Below are 17771 nucleotides of genomic sequence, written 5' to 3' on the forward strand. Positions count from 1 at the left end.
TGGGTGACGTTCTGGTTGATGTCTTCCACCACGTGGGCCTGTTGCAGGGTGGCGCTGGCAATCGAGGCGTTCAGGCCGTTGAGGTTGTGCAGCGCCTGGCCGATGGCGGTGAGGCTCGCGCCCGCCTGGCCGGCTTGTTCGATGGTTAGTTGCGAGGCGCTGTGGCTGTCGCTGATCACCTTGACCGCCGCTTCCGAGTGGCCTTGCAGGCGCTCGATCATCACCTGGATCTCGGCGGTGGATTTCTGCGTGCGCTGGGCCAGCAGGCGCACCTCATCGGCGACCACCGCAAACCCACGGCCTTGCTCACCGGCGCGGGCGGCTTCGATGGCGGCGTTGAGGGCGAGCAGGTTGGTCTGGTCGGCGATGGAGCGGATCACCTCCAGTACCCCGCCGATCTGCGTGCTTTCGCTGGAGAGCGTGCGGATCACCTCAACAGCCTGACTAATAGTGGTGGAGAGCTGGTCGATCTGCTGCAAGCTGCCGTCGATATTGACCTGTCCCTGTTGGGCCTGGGCCTGGGCATCGCGCATTTCGCTGGCAGCGTGCTCGGCATTTTTTGCCACGTCCTGCACACCGTAGGTGACTTCGTTGATGGCGGTGGCCACCAGTTCCATCTGTTGCGATTGCTGCTGGCTGCGGTCATGGGCCTGGCTGGCGTTGTGGCCCAGTTCGGTGGACGACTGGCCCAGGGCGTTCGCGCACACCTGCAACTGGCCAACCACCTGGCGCAGTTTAGCGGTGAAGCTATTGAAGTGCTGGGCCAGTTGCGTCAATTCGTCACGGCCGTGGGTGTCGAGGCTGTGGGTCAGGTCGCTTTCGCCGCTGGCGATATTGCCCATGGCATTCACCGCCGCCTGCAACGGCTGCACGATGCTGCGGGCAATCAGCACCACCAGCACGGCCATCATCAGCGCAATACCCAGGCCAATGGCCGAGGCTTTCCACACCTGGCCCCTGAATTCGGCCTGCACATCGTCCACGTAGACGCCGGAGCCGATGATCCAGCCCCAGGGTTCGAACAGTTGGATGTACGAGGTTTTCTCTACCGGCGCTTCGGCGCCAGGCTTCGGCCAGCGGTAGTTGACGATGCCGGCACCCTTGGCCTTGGCCAGGCTCACGAATTCGTTGAACACGGCGAAACCGTCCGGGTCGCGAATCGCCGAGAGGTTCTGGCCGTCGAGCTTGGGGTTGGCCGCGTGCATGATCATCACGGGGGTGAGGTCGTTGATCCAGAAGTAGTCGTCGTGGTCATAACGCAGGCCGCGCACCGCGCTCAAGGCCTGTTGTTGCGCGGCGTCGCGGGTCAGTACGCCGGTTTTTTCCAGGTTCTGGTAATAGCTGAGTACGCCACTGGCGGTCTGTACCACGTGCTGGGTCTGCTGGCGCTTGGCCTGGTAGAGGTCGCCGTGGATCTGGTTGAGCATCAACAGCCCCAAGGCCAGCAGCATCAACACGGCGACTATCAGGATCAGCCAAAGGCGGCGGCTGATCGACATGCTGCGCAAACTGTTCATCGTCCTGTCACTCCCTGCTCTTTATAATTGTGGTGCTGCTTCGAGATTTCCGGCGTGTCTGATAGGCTTTCGGCCCGGAATCGAAAAACCTGAGTACTGCCTGATTTTTCACGGAATTTTTGCAGACCGGCGTTGAGAATCAACCGCGGGCGCTTGTGTGCGCTCGTCGTCAGTGAACTTAAAAAAGACTAAGAGGCATGCCCCGCGCATGACCTTTGGAGACAGCATGGATTTTTGGACCGCCATACAGGCATTGCTTCTCGGCATCGTAGAGGGGCTTACGGAGTTCTTGCCGATCTCCAGCACCGGCCACCAGATCATCGTCGCCGACCTGATCAACTTTGGTGGCGAGCGTTTCGAAGCCTTCAACATCATTATCCAGCTGGGCGCGATCCTGGCGGTGGTCTGGGAGTTTCGACGCAAGATCTTTGACGTGGTTATCGGCCTGCCGACCCAGCCCAAAGCCCGGCGCTTTACCGTCAACCTGATCATCGCCGTATTGCCCGCGGTGGTACTCGGGGTGATCTTCGCCGACCTGATCAAGCACTACCTGTTTAACCCTATCACCGTGGCCACAGCGCTGGTGGTGGGCGGCGTGATCATGTTGTGGGCTGAACGCCGCCAGCATGCGGTGCGGGCTGAGAGCGTCGATGACATCACTTGGAAAGACGCCCTGAAAGTCGGCCTGGCCCAGTGCCTGGCCATGATCCCCGGCACCTCGCGTTCCGGTGCGACGATCATCGGCGGCCTGTTGTTCGGCCTGTCACGCAAGACGGCCACCGAGTTCTCGTTCTTCCTGGCGATGCCGACCATGGTCGGTGCGGCGGTGTACTCGGGCTATAAGTACCGGGACCTGTTCCAGCCCGCGGACTTGCCGGTGTTCGCCATTGGCTTTGTCACCTCGTTCATCTTCGCGATGATTGCGGTCAAGGCCCTGCTCAAGTTCATCGCCAGCCACAGCTACGCGGCGTTTGCCTGGTATCGGATTGCCTTCGGCCTGGTGATCCTGGCGACCTGGCAGTTCGGCTGGATCGACTGGACTGCGGTCAAGCCATGAGCATCCAGCATCCACGCCTGAAGGCGCTGCTCTTTGTGCTGCTGTGTGCCGCGCCGCTGCTGGGCTCGGCCTTGCTGTGGTATCGCGGCGAAACGGTCATCCCGTTGATGGCCTACGGTGTGGTCAGCGTGGTGGCGTTCTTCCTGTACTGGAGCGATAAGCGCAAGGCCCAGACCGAAGGCTGGCGCACCCCGGAAAACATCCTGCACGCGGTGGAGCTGGCGGGCGGTTGGCCGGGGGCGTTGATCGCCCAGCAGGTGTTCCGGCACAAGACGCGCAAGGTGTCTTACCAGGTGCTGTTCTGGGTGATTGTGCTGTTGCACCAGGTGTTCTGGCTGGACCAGTTGTTCCTCGGCGGCACCTTGCTGTCAATCCTCTAGCCACAAGCCAATCTGCGTGCGCTTGGGCAGCTTGCTGACCACCAACTGGTGGGAGCGCTGCAACAAGCCGCGCAGTTCCTCAGCGCCCAAAGGGTAGGGCGTGTTCATGATGACCCACTGTGCCCTCGCCAGGTAAGGCGCCGGGTGAATGCCCGGCCGGTCGACGTGGCCCAGGAACAGCTCCTTGTCGACCTTGAAGGCCAGCGACTCACCGCGCAGGTTCTGCAAGGCGAACATCTTGTTGCCGGCAATCGAAAACACCCGCACGCCGCCCCACTTATAGTCTTCCCGTGCGCCTGGCAGGCTCAGGCAGAAACGCGCGACTTGTTCTTCTGTCATGCTCATAACAGCCGATCTCCACAGCCTTTGAAGCCTTCTTCCAGATAGTCGATCCAGGCCCGGATGGCCGGCAGCACGCCGCGCCGGTGCGGGTACACCGCCTGCAGCCAGCCGCCCGGCAATGACCATTGCGGCAGCAGTTGCACCAGCCGGCCGCTGGCCAGTTCTTCTTCGCAGTACATCATCGGCAGTATCGTAAAGCCCACGCCCATGATGGCGCTGGCCTTGCGCACGATAAAGTCCTCGATGCCCAGGCGCGCTTCCATCACCAGCTCATGGGTATTGCCCTGGGGATCGATGATGCGTTGATGCACCATTCGGTCGGCCTCAAGTGCGCCGAGTATGGGCAACTGTTTGAGGTCTTCCAGGGTTTCGACCTGCCGATCACGCATGAACGCGGGGCTGGCCACCAGCACGGTGTGCGCCTGGCGCAGGCGCTTGGTGACCAGCAACGGGTCTTCATCGCCTTGTTCGCGAACGCGCAGTGCCACATCAATGCCTTCGGCCACCAGGTCGACGCGGCGGTTCACCAGGGTCATGTCCAACTGCACCAGCGGGTGAGCGGCCAGAAAACCTGCCACCAACTCCGGCAGGATGTGTTGGGCCAGCCCCACCGGGCAACTGACCCGCAGCCGCCCACGCGGCTCGCTGGACATACTGGCCACGGCCTCGTCAGCCATTTCCGCTTCCAGCAGCATGGCCTGGCAGTGGCGCAGGTAGCGCTCACCCACGGCGGTGAGGGTCAGTTGCCGGGTGGTGCGTTGCAGCAGGCGTGCGCCCAGGCGGTCTTCCAGCTCGGCAATGCGCCGTGACAACCTGGATTTTGGAATCCCGAGCAGCCGGCCAGCCGCAGCAAAACCGCCGGCTTCGACGACTTTAGCGAAATAGTAGAGGTCGTTGAGGTCTTGCATGGTGGGCCTATTGTCCTGTCAGTGGGACAAACTATCGCATTTCAGATGGCTTATCGACCATTGGTTTCATGCGTAGCATCACCACCATCTGATCGCCACTGTCGATCCCACCTCGGAGATCCATCATGAAACTGTTGCACATCGATTCCAGCATCCTCGGCGACAACTCGGCCTCCCGTCAGCTCAGCGCCGGTGTGGTCAAGGCGTGGCAGGCCGCTCAGCCGGGCGTGGAAGTGACTTACCGCGACCTCGCCAGCGAAGGCATCAACCATTTCTCCGGCGCTACCCTGGGCGCCTTGGGCACTGCCGCTGAACTGCGCGATGCGGCGCAAAAGCACGAGGCTGAACTGAGTGCATCGTCGCTGGCTGAGTTTCTCGCCGCCGATGCTGTGGTGGTGGGTGCGCCGATGTACAACTTCACCATCCCAACCCAATTGAAAGCCTGGATCGACCGCATCGCGGTGGCCGGCCAGACGTTCCGCTACTCCGAAGCCGGCCCTGAAGGCCTGTGCGGCAACAAGAAGGTCATTATTGTCTCCACCGCTGGCGGCCTGCATGCCGACCAAGCTTCGGGCGCTGCCCATGAAGGCTACTTGAAGCTGCTGTTCGGTTTCCTCGGCATCACCGACATCGAGATCGTCCGCGCCGAAGGCCTGGCCTACGGTGATGAAGTGCGCAGCAAAGCCATGAGCGACGCCAACGTGCGCATCAACGAGCAACTGTTCGCCGCTGCGTAAGGCTTATGTAAATTTGCCCTGTCCTCGGTTTCATTCTGAAACCGAGCGCCTAAACTCTGTATTCTGATCGCCTGAACGCGAGCGGAGTACGGAGTTTTTTCGTTGTGGCCCGGGTTATGCAAACATCCATTCGATACCCTGGACTTTTTATTCGACAGGCCGGTTCTTGTGCAGCAAAGGTGGACATCCCCATGATGCGTCTTTGTGCTGTTTTGGTTCTTTCGCTGTTGGGCGGCCTGCTTTCAGTGCACGCCGCGCCGGCACCGCGCCCCCATTGGAGTGTGGGGTTTCATCGCATGAGTTTTCTCGACCCGCTGGATGCGCAGCCGATGAAAGCCATCGCGTTCTACCCCTCCACCGATGCCGAGCGCACCACCGCGCTGGGCGCCTACCATGTGGCGGCCAGCGAAGATGCCAAGGTGGCGATCGGGCGATTCCCGATGCTGATGTTGTCCCACGGCAATACCGGCACGCCGCTGGCCCTGCATGACCTGGCCACCGCCTTGGCGCGCAAGGGGTTTGTGGTGGTGGCGGTGCTGCATCCCGGTGACAACTACAAGGACCACAGCCGCCTGGGCACCGTGAGCAATTTGTACGGTCGGCCGATCCAGATTTCCCAGGCGATCACCGCCGCCTTGGCCGAGCCGATGCTGTCGCCCTTTGTGGATATTGATCAGATCGGCGTCATCGGCTATTCAGCCGGTGGCGAGACGGCATTGATCCTGGCCGGCGCCAAGCCTGATTTCGAACGTCTGCGCCGCTACTGCCAAGAGCGCCCCGAAGACCGCGACGCGTGCACCACCAAGGGCGAGCTGGTGGTCGACCGCGACGATTTGCAACCCCAGGCCGATCCGCGCATCCATGCCTTGATGCTGATGGCGCCGCTGAGCTTGATGTTTGGCCGCCACACCCTGGCGGACGTGCATGTGCCGGTGCTGCTCTACAGTGGCGATGGCGACCAGTTGGTGGCCGTGGACAAGAACGCCGCCGCCCTGGCGCGCAAGTTGCCGCAGCCCCCGGATTTCAAACTGTTGGCCGGGGCCGGGCACTTCGTGTTCATGGCCCCGTGTGACAGCGATCAACTGGCGAGCATGCCCGCCATTTGCACGGATGCCGATGGGGTTGATCGAGAAGGCATCCACCGCGATCTGGTCTCCGAGGCCGGGCGTTTTTTCAGCCATACCCTGGGCGAGGCCACCCGCGCCGGCTTGCAGACCGCTGATCAGTAGGCGCGACGCCGGAGCAATACGGTCAGGCCGAGCGCGCTGACCGACAGCAACGCCGCGCAGAAGAAGATCCAGCCATAGCCGAGGTTCAGCGCCACGGCGCCCATCAACGGCCCGGCAATCGCCAGTGCCAGATCGAAAAACACCGCATAGGCACTCAGCCCCGCGCCGCGGCTGCTGTCTGGCACTTGCTTGATGGCTTCCACGCCAAGCGCCGGGTAAACCAGTGACAAGCCAAAGCCGGTCAACCCTGCGCCGATCAAGGCCACGCCGGTAGACGGCGCCAGCCACAACAGCGTCAGGCCCAGGGTTTCGATGAGCATGCAGGCGATGGCGGCGGTGAATCCACCAAACCGGCTGATGGCCGAAATAAACACCAGGCGCGACAGGATAAAACACACGCCAAATACCGTCAGGCAATATGCCGCACCGGTCCAGCCACGATTGAGGTAATACAGGGTGATGAAGGTCGTCAACGTGCCGTAGCCAATCGAGGCCAGGCACAGGCTGGTGCCAAACGGCGCGATACGCCCGAACACCGCCCAGAATGGCAGCCGCTCGCCACGTACCACTGGCACCGACGGTTTATTGCGGATCAGCACCAGGCCCAACGCCGCCAACACCGCCAGGGCAATACCCAGGCTGGTGTAGCCGTAGTCAGCCACCATCACCACGCCTAACGGCGCACCAATGGCAATGGCGCCATAGGAGGCGATGCCATTCCAGGAAATCGAGCGTGCGGTGTGCTCGGCGCCCACTGCGCCCATGCACCAACTGATGGTCCCCACGCCAATCAGGCCCTGGGCCACGCCCAGTAACAGGCGACCGGCGATCAGAATACCCAGGCTCAAGCTCGGCAGGCTGTCCAGCAGCGTGGCGATAAAGGTCAGTACGCCGCTGATCAGAATGCCGGCCAGGCCCAGCACGATCGCGCGCTTGGTACCGACGTTATCCGACATCCGCCCAGCCATCGGACGGCTGAGCAGCGTGGCCAGGTACTGCGAGCCGATTGTCACCCCGGCCACCACGGCGCTGAAGCCCAGTTGCTCATGCACATAGCCTGGAATCACCGCAATCGGCAGGCCGATGCAGATAAAGGCAATGAAGGTATAGAAGACGATGGAAACGATCTGCAGGGTGATCGACAGGGAGGAGGGGGCGGCAGGCATGAATACTCAATCGCTGGCGGGCGGTAAAGCATCATGGCATATCCCGCCTCCCTGTAGGAGCGAGGGACGCCTACCGTCGATCCCTGTGGGAGCGGGCTTGCCCGCGAAGGCGGTGTGTCAGCCGGTGAGTCTATAACTGAACCACCGCTATCGCAGGCAAGCCAGCTCCCACACTGGTTATGCATGGCCCACAAAATCAGCGTCTGGCACAGTTTCCTGTGGGAGCGGGCTTGCCCGCGAAGGCGGTGTGTCAGTCAGTGAATCTATAGCTGAACCACTGCTTTCGCAGGCAAGCCAGCTCCCACATTGGTTATGCATGGCCTACAAAATCAGCGCCCGGCACAGTGCTGATGCAAAAAAGCCCCGTCACAGGGGCAGGGCTTTTGCTTGCAGCTAAGTGCTGCTCTTAGAACACCACACCCTGGCTGCGCAGGTAGTCGTCATAGGTGCCGCTGAAGTCGATCACGCCGCTAGGGCTCAACTCGATAATGCGGGTGGCCAGGGACGATACGAACTCACGGTCGTGGCTGACGAAGATCAGCGTGCCCGGGTAGTTCTCCAGCGCCAGGTTCAGCGCTTCGATGGATTCCATGTCCAAGTGGTTGGTCGGTTCGTCCATGATCAGCACGTTGGGCTTTTGCAGGATCAGCTTGCCGAACAGCATGCGACCTTGTTCACCACCGGAGATCACTTTGACCGACTTCTGGATCTCGTCGTTGGAGAACAACATGCGGCCCAGGGTGCCGCGAATCATTTGCTCGCCTTGGGTCCATTGGCCCATCCAGTCGAACAGGCTCACGTCGTCTTCGAAGTCGTGGGCGTGGTCCTGGGCGTAGTAGCCCAGCTCGGCGGCGTCGGTCCACTTGATGCTGCCGGCGTCCGGGGTCAGTTCGTTGACCAGGGTGCGCAGCAGGGTGGTTTTGCCGATACCGTTCGGGCCGATGATCGCCACGCGCTCGCCCGCTTCAACCTGGAAGCTGAAGTCCTTGAACAGCGGTTTGCCGTCGAAACCCTTGGCCATCTTCTCGACCATGACCGCCTGACGGTGCAGCTTTTTGTTCTGCTCGAAACGGATGAACGGGCTCACACGGCTCGATGGCTTGACCTCGGCCAGCTGGATCTTGTCGATCGCCTTGGCACGGGAGGTGGCCTGTTTGGCTTTGGAGGCGTTGGCCGAGAAGCGGCTGACGAAGGATTGCAGTTCGGAGATCTGCGCTTTCTTCTTGGCGTTGTCCGACAGCAGTTGCTCGCGGGACTGGGTCGCCACGGTCATGTACTCGTCGTAGTTGCCCGGGAACAGGCGCAGCTCGCCGTAATCCAGGTCAGCCATGTGGGTGCACACGCTGTTCAGGAAGTGACGGTCGTGAGAGATGATGATCATCAGGCTGGAGCGCTGGGTCAGGATGTTTTCCAGCCAGCGGATGGTGTTGATGTCCAAGTGGTTGGTCGGTTCGTCGAGCAGCAGCACTTCAGGATCCGAGAACAGCGCCTGGGCCAGCAATACGCGCAGCTTCCAGCCTGGGGACACTTCGCTCATCGGGCCGAAATGCTGTTCCAGGGGAATACCCAGGCCCAGCAGCAGCTCACCGGCGCGGGATTCGGCGGTGTAGCCGTCCATCTCGGCGAACTCGGTTTCCAGCTCGGCCACGGCCATGCCGTCTTCTTCACTCATTTCCGGCAGCGAGTAGATACGGTCGCGCTCGGCCTTGACCTTCCACAGCTCTTCGTGGCCCATGATCACGGTGTCGAGCACGGTGAATTCTTCATAGGCGAACTGGTCCTGGCGCAGTTTACCCAGGCGCACGTTCGGCTCGAGCATGACCTGGCCGCCGGACGGGTCGAGGTCGCCACCGAGGATTTTCATGAAGGTCGACTTGCCGCAACCGTTGGCACCGATCAAACCATAGCGGTTGCCGGCGCCGAACTTGACCGAGACGTTCTCGAAGAGCGGCTTGGCGCCGAACTGCATGGTGATGTTAGCTGTGGAGATCAATTACTTTACCTATCAATGGGTTGCGAGCGTGACGGCAGGTGCCTTCAGGCATGCGTCAACAGCGACATCAAGGCGCGAAACCCGGTCGCTGAACACAAAATTTTGGATGTGTGTTGGAATTTGGCGCGCATTGTCGCATATGTCAGGCGACAGTTGTATGGCGAGCGAAGGATGGTTTTGCCAAGGTCTCCGGCATGGCCAGCCACAACAGCATCAAGGCAACGGCTGCAACCGCCGCCAACGTCAGGAACGCCGCGTTGTAGCCAGCCTGCTGCACCACGAAACCGGCCAGGCTGCTACTGAGCGCCGCGCCGAGGCCAAATACGGTGGAGAGGGCGCCCAGGCTGACGTTGAAGCGCCCGGTGCCTTGGGTCAGGTCCTTGACGATCACCGGGAACAGGGCGCCGAAAATGCCGGCGCCGATACCGTCGAGCATCTGCACGGCCACCAGCCAGTAGGGGTCGCTGGACAAGGTATAGAGCACGCCACGCAGCGGCAGTATCAGGAAACCTACAAGCAACAGCGGCTTGCGCCCCCAGATATCGGCTTTGAGCCCGACCAGCCAGGCCATTGGCACCATCACCAACTGTGCGGCGACAATGCAGGCTGAAGTCAGCGGGGTGGCCATCTGCAGATTGATCTGCGCCAGTTTCTGGCTGACCAGCGGCAGCATTGCGGCATTGGCCAGGTGAAACAGCGCGCAGCAGATGGCGAACAGTAGCAGCGGTTGGTTGGCCAGCAATGCTTTCAGGCCCGAGGGCTGTTCATGGTCGGTGTGATGGGCTGGATCGAAACCACGGGCGACCTCATGGTCAATCGCCCTGGCCGGCACGCAACTGACCGCAATGACACTGGCGACGGCCATGAACGCCATCAGGTAGAACACCACCACCGGCCCGAACAGGTAGGCCAGCCCGCCGGCCAGCAACGCGGCCACGGCATTGCCGGCGTGGTTGAAGGTCTCGTTGCGCCCGGTACGCCGGGTAAAGGCGCGCGGCCCAGTGATCCCCAGCGAAATGGCGGAAATTGCCGGGGCAAATACCGAGGCGGCTACAGCACTGGCGGCCTGGGTCAACGCCACCCAACCAAATGAACTGACAAAGGGCAGCATCAGGCAACTGCCCGTCACCAACAGCGCGGCAAGGGCTACCACCGCACGTTTGCTGCGAGTGCGGTCGATCAGCGCACCTGCGGGGCCTTGGGTCAACAAGGCAGCGATGCCGGCCAGGGTCATGACCACGCCAATGCTGGCCGGCTCCCATTGATGCACGGCCAGCAGGTAGATCGCCAGGTACGGTCCGAGACCGTCGCGCACATCGGCGAGAAAGAAGTTCAGGCTGTCCAGGGATAGAGCGATGCGCAGGTCTGAATGACGGGCCACGGTACGACCTTCAAGAGCGGCGTTCAGGGGCTGAACACGCGTTGGATTAATGACCGGTGGGCTGGGTGATAAGTTTCGCGGTGGGCCAGGGTTTCCTCCTGCGCGCATTTAATTTACTTTCCAAAGCCCACTGGACTGAATTTCTGGAGAAGCAATGGACATGCCCTCAGCGCAAGAGGCGATCGCCAGCAATAGAAATGCCTGGGACGAATCCGCCGGGTTGCACAAAGACACCGCGACCTGGGCGGCACTGCTGGCCTCGGTAGCCGAGCCTGATTTTTCCTGCCTTGACCCGACCATCACCACCTTGCTGCAAGAGGTGGGTGTAATGGGCAAGGATGTGGTGCAATTGTGCTGCAACAACGGGCGCGAAAGCCTATCGCTGTATGGCTTGGGCGCGCGTTCGGTGGTGGGGGTCGATCAATCCGGGGCGTTTCTTGAACAGGCGCGGGAATTGGCCGAGGTCTCGCCGCATAGCCCTGAGTTCATTGAGACCGATATCCACCATTTGCCCGAGCGTTTGCAGGCACGCTTCGATATTGCCCTGGTGACCATTGGCGTGCTGGGTTGGATGCCGGATGTGGCGCTGTTCATGCGCCAGGTTGCCAGTGTGCTGAAGCCCGGCGGCACGCTGGTCATGTACGAAACCCATCCCTTTCTCGAGGTGTTTGACCCCTGTGGGGCCAACCCGATGCTGCCTGCCAGTTCTTACTTTCAGCGTGAACCCGTTGTGCTGCAGGAGGCAATTGTCTATGAAGGGAAGGATGAGCGGCCCGGGCCGACCTCCTATTGGTACGTACATACCCTGGGCAGCGTGGTCAGCGGGGCTATCGCAGCGCAGTTGCGGATCGCTCATTTGCAGGAGTACCCGCATTGCAACCGGGAAGAACTTTACGAACAGTATGAGCATCAGGTCGCGCAAATGCCCCTGTGCTTTACCCTGACAGCGATCAAGCGTGATGGCTGATCAAGGTTTGCGCTGGCAAAAAAACGCCCGCGAGGAGAGGGCGGGCCAAGTGATTCACTGGAGTAGGTAGGCCTGACCTTATAGGTGGAAAAGTGAAGGCCTTGTGAAAATGCCGTGATCAAATCGGATAATCACGTCTTATGTGTCCACCTGTGGCGAGGGAGCTTGCTCCCGTAACGGCCTGCCAGCCACCGCCTATCTGCCTGACGCCCCTCGTTCCAACATGTGGGAGCCGGCTTGCCTGCGATAGCGGTGTATCAGTGACAGATTAGTTGACTGACCCACCGCTATCGCTGGCAAGCCAGCTCCCACATTTGATCAAGAGCGCCGTACGAAGGTGCGCATGGTTTGCCCCGGGCCGGTGCTGAACACGGTGGGCCTGGGCATGCCTTCATCCGCTGCGATAAATACGAAATCATCGCCGTCGAGCCGGTAACTGGCGGGGAGCTGCTTGCCTGCGTCATCACCTATGTCGTCCGTCCAGGTAATGCTTTTGGGCGTGGTACTGGCGTCCAGTACGAAGCGTCCTGCCAATAATACTTCGCCACCGACCGTGGTCACTTCGAAGCGATCCCCTGCAATTGTCGTTATCGCTCCCGGCGCGCTGTGGGCATCCACGGGGTTGAGCACGCCACTGTCTTCAAGGGCGGTTTGTTCCCAAGTGCCTTGCAGTGCGTGAAAGTCCGAGGCTGAAAGCGGTGACATGCAAACTCCTTATTGCTGTTCAAAAAAATGTTCAATTGTATTGAGGCTGACACTGTTCCACCTGTAGGCGAAATTTTTTTCTTTATAAGACAGGTATTTGACAGCTTTTTCATGTTGTATTGACTACGCTTGCAACCAGATCAGTCTGACATGGCTGTGTCATTTGGCTTACTCACCGAAATGAAACCGAAATAATCCCTAAGTTTGTGGGATATTTCAGGGGACTGAGTGGTCACATCGCCATTGGTCTGCCGTATCCAGGGCGTTGTCCCTGATTTTTGAAGTCTTTTAGACTTCTGAGAATGATGGCCTTTTAGTATTATTTTAAGGTGTTCTTATTTTGAATCGTACTTCCCCGCTTCCACCTTCCGCAGCGTCTGATGAAATTGATTTATTTGAATTGTTTCACGCCATCTGGCGACAAAAAAAGCTGGTGGTCGGGTGTACGCTTCTGGCCGGGGTATTAGGCGCAGGTTATGCCTTTCTGGCACCCAAGACCTATGAAGTCAGCAGTGTGTTGCGGCCTGCTGCAATCAACGAGCTAGACGCCTTGAACCGTTCGGAAGTGTATAAGTTGCCGCCTGCCGATGCGTTGCTCAAAGTAGGTGCACAGCTGGACTCTTATGATGCGCGCCTGGGGTTCTTCAAGGACCATGAGGAGTTGTTCAAGGCGTTCAAGAAACCGGGGCAAACCCTTGAGCAGAGCTTTGAGGCGTTCAACCGCAATTCGGTCAATCTGATTTTGCCCGATCCGAAGAAATCCGATTCGTTGAGCAGCTATATTCGTCTGGAGCTGCAATACCCGACCGACGTCGACGGTGTTGCGATTCTCAACGGTTTTGTGGACTACGCCATTGCCGCCGAGCGTCAGCAGGTGGGTGCTGACCTGAAGGTGATCGTCAATAACCGCTTGAGCGAGCTCAAGGGCAAGATCGACGCCGCCCGCGCCAACTACGATACCGATAAAGAATCGAAAATCGCCAAGCTGCTGGAAGCCGACCGGCTCAAGCGTGCCCAACTGCAGGACGAGCTCAGCGCTTTGCGCTTGCAGATGAAGATGGAGCGCACCAACCGCCTGGCCGAATTGGCCGAAGCGATCAGCATTGCCAAGTCCATGGGCATTCGTACGCCGACAACGCCGTCCTCTATGGCCGACTCCACCCGCACGGGTTCGAGCCAGGTCATGCGTACCGAGGTGAACAACCAGAAGATCCCGCTGTATTTCATGGGGACCGAGGCGTTGGAAGCCGAGCGCGCTGCATTGCAGCAGCGTACCAGTGATGACTTTACCAACCCGCGCATTGCCGAGATCGGCAAAGAGCTGCAACTGCTGGAAAGCAACCGCGAGGTTGAGGTGCTGCGCAAGCGTGGCAATGAAGACATCTTCTTGCAGGACGTCGAGCCGCTTCGCGCTGAAGTCGCCAGGTTGCGTGGTTTGAACATCGACATGAGCAACCTCAAGCTGGTGACGATTGACCGTCGAGCCCAGGAGCCTCTGTCGCCGATCAAGCCGAAAAAACCGCTGGTCATCGCGCTGAGCCTGGTCGGCGGGCTGTTGCTGGGCCTGATGATTGCGCTGATCCGCTACTTCGTTCGCAGCCGCACTCAGGCCGTCCCTTATACGGCATTAGGCGATCGCCGCGAGGATAAAGACACACCGCTGTAACCCTTCAAACAGGCAGGCTCACGGGCCTGCCTGCGCCTACCCCCAGCACACTCAGTAGACAGCTTTTCACAATTCTTAGTTAACCTTTGGTTACAAAGTGTGGCTAAATAACTGCCAATGGACGCACGCAGGCGATTATCCGCCGGGCGTGTCGCCTGTATGTGAATTGTGATTTCAGGTGCTGCTTATCCATCCTCGGCCGTTGTGGGCCCGCAGGAGCAGCCTGTTCTCTCCCTGACGTGTGACGAATCCCTTGAAACTCATCATTGTTGCTCTCTACGTTGCTTCCATTGCGTATGTACACCTGCGTGGTCGGGTGCGACACAAGCTGGGTCGCCAGCTTAGTGATCACTCGACGTTCCTGGCGCCGATCAACTGTTTCCTGTACCTGTTCTCCAAGCAGCCCAGCCGTCCCTACCTCTCGCCCAGCGACTTTCCAGACCTGAGCCCATTGCAGGAGCACTGGGAAGAGATCCGCGAAGAAGGCCAGAATCTGATGCGCGCGGGTGAGATCAAACGCTCGGAGCAATACAACGACGTAGGGTTCAACTCGTTTTTCAAGACCGGCTGGAAGCGTTTCTACCTCAAGTGGTACGGCGACAGTCACCCCTCGGCGATGAAGCTGTGCCCACGCACCACCGAGTTGGTGCAAAGCATCGGCTCGATCAAGGCCGCGATGTTCGCCGAACTGCCACCGGGCTCCAAGCTGGTGCGTCACCGCGACCCGTATGCTGGCTCGTACCGCTATCACCTGGGGCTGGATACGCCTAACGATCCAGGCTGTTACATCAATGTGGACGGCGAAAGCTATTACTGGCGCGACGGCGAGCCGGTGATGTTCGACGAGACCTACATTCACTACGCGGAAAACGCCACCCAACAGAACCGCATCATTCTGTTCTGTGATATCGAACGGCCGATGAAGTACCGCTGGGCGGCTGCGTTCAACCGCTGGTTCAGCCGCAATGTGATGGCGGCCGCGGGTTCGCCCAACGATGAGGGTGACAAGACCGGCGGCCTCAACCGTGCCTTCACCCGGCTGTACAAGATTCGCCTGCGTGGCAAGGAGCTCAAGAAGCGCAACCGCACGCGCTACTACCTGGAAAAGTGGGCGATCTTTGCCGGTCTGGCGCTGATCTTCATTCTTATCTGACCTGGCTCAGGGCGCGGATCACCCAGGGGGTTGCGCGCCCAACTTGTCCCACATCTTTTTGCTGATCTTCTGCCGATTGGCATACCCCGCCCACGGGTCGTCCTTCAAGGCCTGCAACCGCTGGTGCAGGTTCGCCACCGTCCACTGCTGGGCGCCGCGCAGCCCTTTCAAATCGTCTCGACTCACCGGCACCGACACGGGTAGGCCCGGGCGTGCCCGCACTGAGTACGCCGCCACGGTACTGGCGCCACGGGCGTTGCGCAGGTAGTCGATAAAGATCTTGCCCACGCGGTTCTTGGGGCCGCTGGTGGCGGTAAAGCGTTCGGGCAGTTGCCGGGTCATGAATTGGGCAATGGCTTTGGCAAATGCCTTGACGGTGTCCCAGCCATCGCGCCGCGCCAACGGCACGATCAGGTGCAAGCCTTTGCCGCCGCTGGTCTTGACGAAAGCCTGCAAGCCCAGCTCATCCAACACTGACAGGGTCAGTTGGGCCGCTTCCAGCATGGCTTTCCAGGGCAGGGCCGGGTCCGGGTCGAGATCGAGGACGAACAGGTCAGGCGTCTCAATCTTGTCCGTGGTGGCGCCCCACGTGTGAAATTCGACCGTACCCATTTGCACGGCACCCACCAGGGCGTCCACGCTATCTACCTCCATCAGGCGCGCATGGCCTGGGTCCAGCGCCGGGTCCAATTGCTTGATGTGGGGGATGGTCATGCGCTCAGAGTGCTTCTGGAAGAACTGCTCACCTTCAATGCCTTCTGGCGCCCGCAGCAATGACACGGCGCGCCCGCGCAGAAAGGGCAGGATCCATTCGCTGATATCGGTGTAGAACTGCGCCAGTTGCTGTTTTTGCGTGCCGCTGTGCTTGTCGATAATGCGCTCGGGGTGGGTGATTTTCACGTTCTTCACCGTTGCCTGGGCTTTACCGGCTTTCGATGCCTCGGGTGCCTTGACGGACTTGACCGACTTGACCGACTTGGCCGCACGCGGCTGTTCGTGAATGATCTGCGAGGCTGGCTTGTCGGTACGCAGGCCCACAAACGCGGCCTGGCGCACCACGCCTTCACGGGTCCACTCGGCAAATTGCACTTCGCCGACCAGGCTCGGCTCAACCCAGTGCACGCCTCGGGCCTGGGCACTGGTCAACGGCTTTTGCAGTGGCGAGTCCTTGCGCTCAAGCGCGGTGAGCTTGGCATAGACACTTTTCAGCGCCGCCTGATCAAATCCCGTGCCTACGCGCCCGGCATACACCAGGCCTGCCTCATCGTTGACCGCCAGCAGCAGCGCCCCAAAGCCGCTGCGCGAACCTTGGGGGCGGGTATAGCCCACAATCACGAATTCCTGGCGCAGGCGGCATTTGAGCTTGATCCAGTTGTCACTGCGCCGCGACACGTAGGGGCTGCCGGCACGCTTGCCGATCACCCCTTCCAGGGCCAGGTCACAGGCGCTTTCGAAAATATCGCGCTGGCTGGCGGCAAAGGCTTCGGAGAAGCGCAGCAGTTTGCTTCGGCTGCCGGACAGCGCGGATTTAAGCGCAGCACGACGCTCTTCGACCGGGTCTTCGCGTTGGTCGCGACCGTTCAAAAACGGGGCATCGAACAGGTAATAGACGATGTCCAGGCTGCAGCCGATATCGAATGCGTTTTGCAGCGCCTGGAAATCCGGCAGCCCGTCGCCATTGAGGCTGACCACTTCGCCATCTAGCCAACTGTCCTTGAGCTTGAGGGCTTGTAAGGCTTTGCACTGACGCGGCAGGCGCTCGGTCCAGTCGTGGCCGTTGCGGGTGAACAGGCGCACTTCGCCGTCGCGAATGCGCGCCATGATGCGGTAGCCGTCGAACTTGATCTCGTAGCGCCAGTCACCTTCGGGCGCCCGGTCCACCAGGGTTGCCAATTGAGGGGCGAACTCATCCGGCAGGGCAGCGGTACGCTTGGGCGCTTTGGCTTTTGGCGCTGCCTTGGATTTGGCCTTGGCCTTGGCCGTGGCTTTTGGCTTACCCACCACCGCATCGCTGAGCACGCTGGCGGGCTTGGCCTCGACAATATCGAACTCAGAGGCCGGGCGCGCCTGCTGATCGTTTTCCTTGATCAACAGCCATTGCTCTTTGTCGCCACTGCCCTTGAGCCGGGTGCGTACCAGCGCCCAGTCACCGGAGAGTTTTTCACCGACCAAGGTGAATTTGAGTTTGCCCGCCGCGTAGGCCTTGCGCGGGTCATCGTGGGGTTGCCAGATGCCTCGATCCCACACGATCACATCCCCCGCACCGTATTGGCCGGCGGGAATGCTGCCCTCGAAACTGCCATAGCTCAGCGGGTGGTCTTCAACATGCACGGCCAGGCGCTTCTGGCTCGGGTCCAGGCTCGGGCCCTTGGGCACCGCCCAGCTCAACAGCACGCCATCAAGTTCCAGGCGAAAGTCGTAATGCAGGTTGCGCGCATCATGCTTTTGGATCACAAAGCTTAAGGCCGAGGCTTTACGTTTGCTGGATGAGCTGCCGGCGGGTTCGGCGGTGATCTTGAAATCACGCTTGCGGTTGTACTCGCTCAGGGGCTTTGCCATGTTGTTCTCCC

Annotated in this window: 15 protein-coding genes; 7 read left to right on the forward strand and 8 right to left on the reverse strand. The window is 60.3% G+C overall.

Translation table 11 applies throughout. The annotated features are described in order from the left end of the window. The coding region (locus E1K68_RS13325; protein WP_212614205.1) for a methyl-accepting chemotaxis protein at window positions 1–1517 on the reverse strand (1517 nt) is incomplete at its 3' end. Window positions 1518–1743: 226 nt separating this feature from the next. Between E1K68_RS13325 and E1K68_RS13330 the strand changes: the two genes are divergently transcribed. Together E1K68_RS13330 and E1K68_RS13335 are read left to right on the forward strand one after the other, a co-directional pair. Beyond that, window positions 1744–2574 carry an undecaprenyl-diphosphate phosphatase gene (locus E1K68_RS13330; protein WP_212614206.1) on the forward strand — a complete coding sequence of 277 codons (831 nt, stop codon included), beginning with the start codon at window positions 1744–1746 and terminating at the stop codon, window positions 2572–2574. After that, the gene (locus tag E1K68_RS13335; protein WP_003191046.1) at window positions 2571–2954 is read left to right on the forward strand and encodes a DUF1294 domain-containing protein; all 384 of its coding nucleotides are present in this window, start codon (window positions 2571–2573) and stop codon (window positions 2952–2954) included. Before E1K68_RS13330 ends, E1K68_RS13335 begins: the two co-directional genes overlap by 4 nt. Here the strand turns inward: E1K68_RS13335 and E1K68_RS13340 are convergent. Then, window positions 2943–3299, reverse strand: coding sequence for an MmcQ/YjbR family DNA-binding protein (locus E1K68_RS13340; protein WP_073453291.1), 357 nt, complete (start codon window positions 3297–3299; stop codon window positions 2943–2945). The genes E1K68_RS13335 and E1K68_RS13340 overlap by 12 nt on opposite strands. After that, window positions 3296–4204, reverse strand: a complete 909-nt coding sequence (locus tag E1K68_RS13345) for a LysR substrate-binding domain-containing protein (RefSeq protein ID WP_003191049.1) — start codon at window positions 4202–4204, stop codon at window positions 3296–3298. Before E1K68_RS13345 ends, E1K68_RS13340 begins: the two co-directional genes overlap by 4 nt. Before the next feature lie 125 nt (window positions 4205–4329). On the opposite strand from E1K68_RS13345, the gene E1K68_RS13350 reads away from it, so the two are divergent. Continuing rightward, entirely contained in the window at window positions 4330–4941 is a 612-nt protein-coding gene (locus E1K68_RS13350) for an FMN-dependent NADH-azoreductase (RefSeq protein ID WP_034127345.1), read from the forward strand. Between the two features lie 191 nt (window positions 4942–5132). Next, window positions 5133–6170: a dienelactone hydrolase gene (locus tag E1K68_RS13355; RefSeq protein ID WP_034135546.1), complete on the forward strand. Its 1038-nt coding sequence runs from the start codon at window positions 5133–5135 to the stop codon at window positions 6168–6170. Here E1K68_RS13355 and E1K68_RS13360 read toward each other — a convergent pair. From E1K68_RS13360 to E1K68_RS13370, 3 genes are all read right to left on the reverse strand, one after another. Continuing rightward, window positions 6164–7336, reverse strand: a complete 1173-nt coding sequence (locus tag E1K68_RS13360) for an MFS transporter (protein WP_003191055.1) — start codon at window positions 7334–7336, stop codon at window positions 6164–6166. The genes E1K68_RS13355 and E1K68_RS13360 overlap by 7 nt on opposite strands. 406 nt (window positions 7337–7742) lie before the next feature. Then, a complete protein-coding gene (locus tag E1K68_RS13365) occupies window positions 7743–9329 on the reverse strand; it encodes an ABC-F family ATPase (protein ID WP_003191057.1) in 1587 nt (528 codons plus the stop codon). A 142-nt stretch (window positions 9330–9471) separates the two neighbouring features. Beyond that, complete coding sequence (locus E1K68_RS13370) at window positions 9472–10710, reverse strand: MFS transporter (protein WP_003191061.1); 1239 nt, start codon at window positions 10708–10710, stop codon at window positions 9472–9474. A 154-nt stretch (window positions 10711–10864) separates the two neighbouring features. Between E1K68_RS13370 and E1K68_RS13375 the strand changes: the two genes are divergently transcribed. Further along, window positions 10865–11677 (forward strand): class I SAM-dependent methyltransferase, encoded by an 813-nt coding sequence (locus E1K68_RS13375; protein ID WP_212614207.1) that lies wholly within the window; start codon window positions 10865–10867, stop codon window positions 11675–11677. A gap of 318 nt (window positions 11678–11995) precedes the next feature. On the opposite strand, the gene E1K68_RS13380 is transcribed toward E1K68_RS13375, so the two are convergent. Further along, on the reverse strand, window positions 11996–12382 hold the full coding sequence (locus E1K68_RS13380) for a TIGR03067 domain-containing protein (protein ID WP_120247994.1): 387 nt from the start codon (window positions 12380–12382) through the stop codon (window positions 11996–11998). Window positions 12383–12722: 340 nt separating this feature from the next. On the opposite strand from E1K68_RS13380, the gene E1K68_RS13385 reads away from it, so the two are divergent. Further along, entirely contained in the window at window positions 12723–14048 is a 1326-nt protein-coding gene (locus tag E1K68_RS13385; protein WP_003191065.1) for a Wzz/FepE/Etk N-terminal domain-containing protein, read from the forward strand. Between the two features lie 253 nt (window positions 14049–14301). Continuing rightward, complete coding sequence (gene lpxO / locus E1K68_RS13390) at window positions 14302–15201, forward strand: lipid A hydroxylase LpxO (protein WP_212614208.1); 900 nt, start codon at window positions 14302–14304, stop codon at window positions 15199–15201. 18 nt (window positions 15202–15219) lie between these two features. Here the strand turns inward: lpxO and ligD are convergent, their stop codons facing one another. Continuing rightward, window positions 15220–17760: a DNA ligase D gene (ligD, locus tag E1K68_RS13395; RefSeq protein ID WP_212614209.1), complete on the reverse strand. Its 2541-nt coding sequence runs from the start codon at window positions 17758–17760 to the stop codon at window positions 15220–15222. Window positions 17761–17771: the final 11 nt, after the last annotated feature.

Source organism: Pseudomonas sp. B2021 (assembly GCF_018135665.1).
Lineage (GTDB): Bacteria > Pseudomonadota > Gammaproteobacteria > Pseudomonadales > Pseudomonadaceae > Aquipseudomonas > Aquipseudomonas lactis.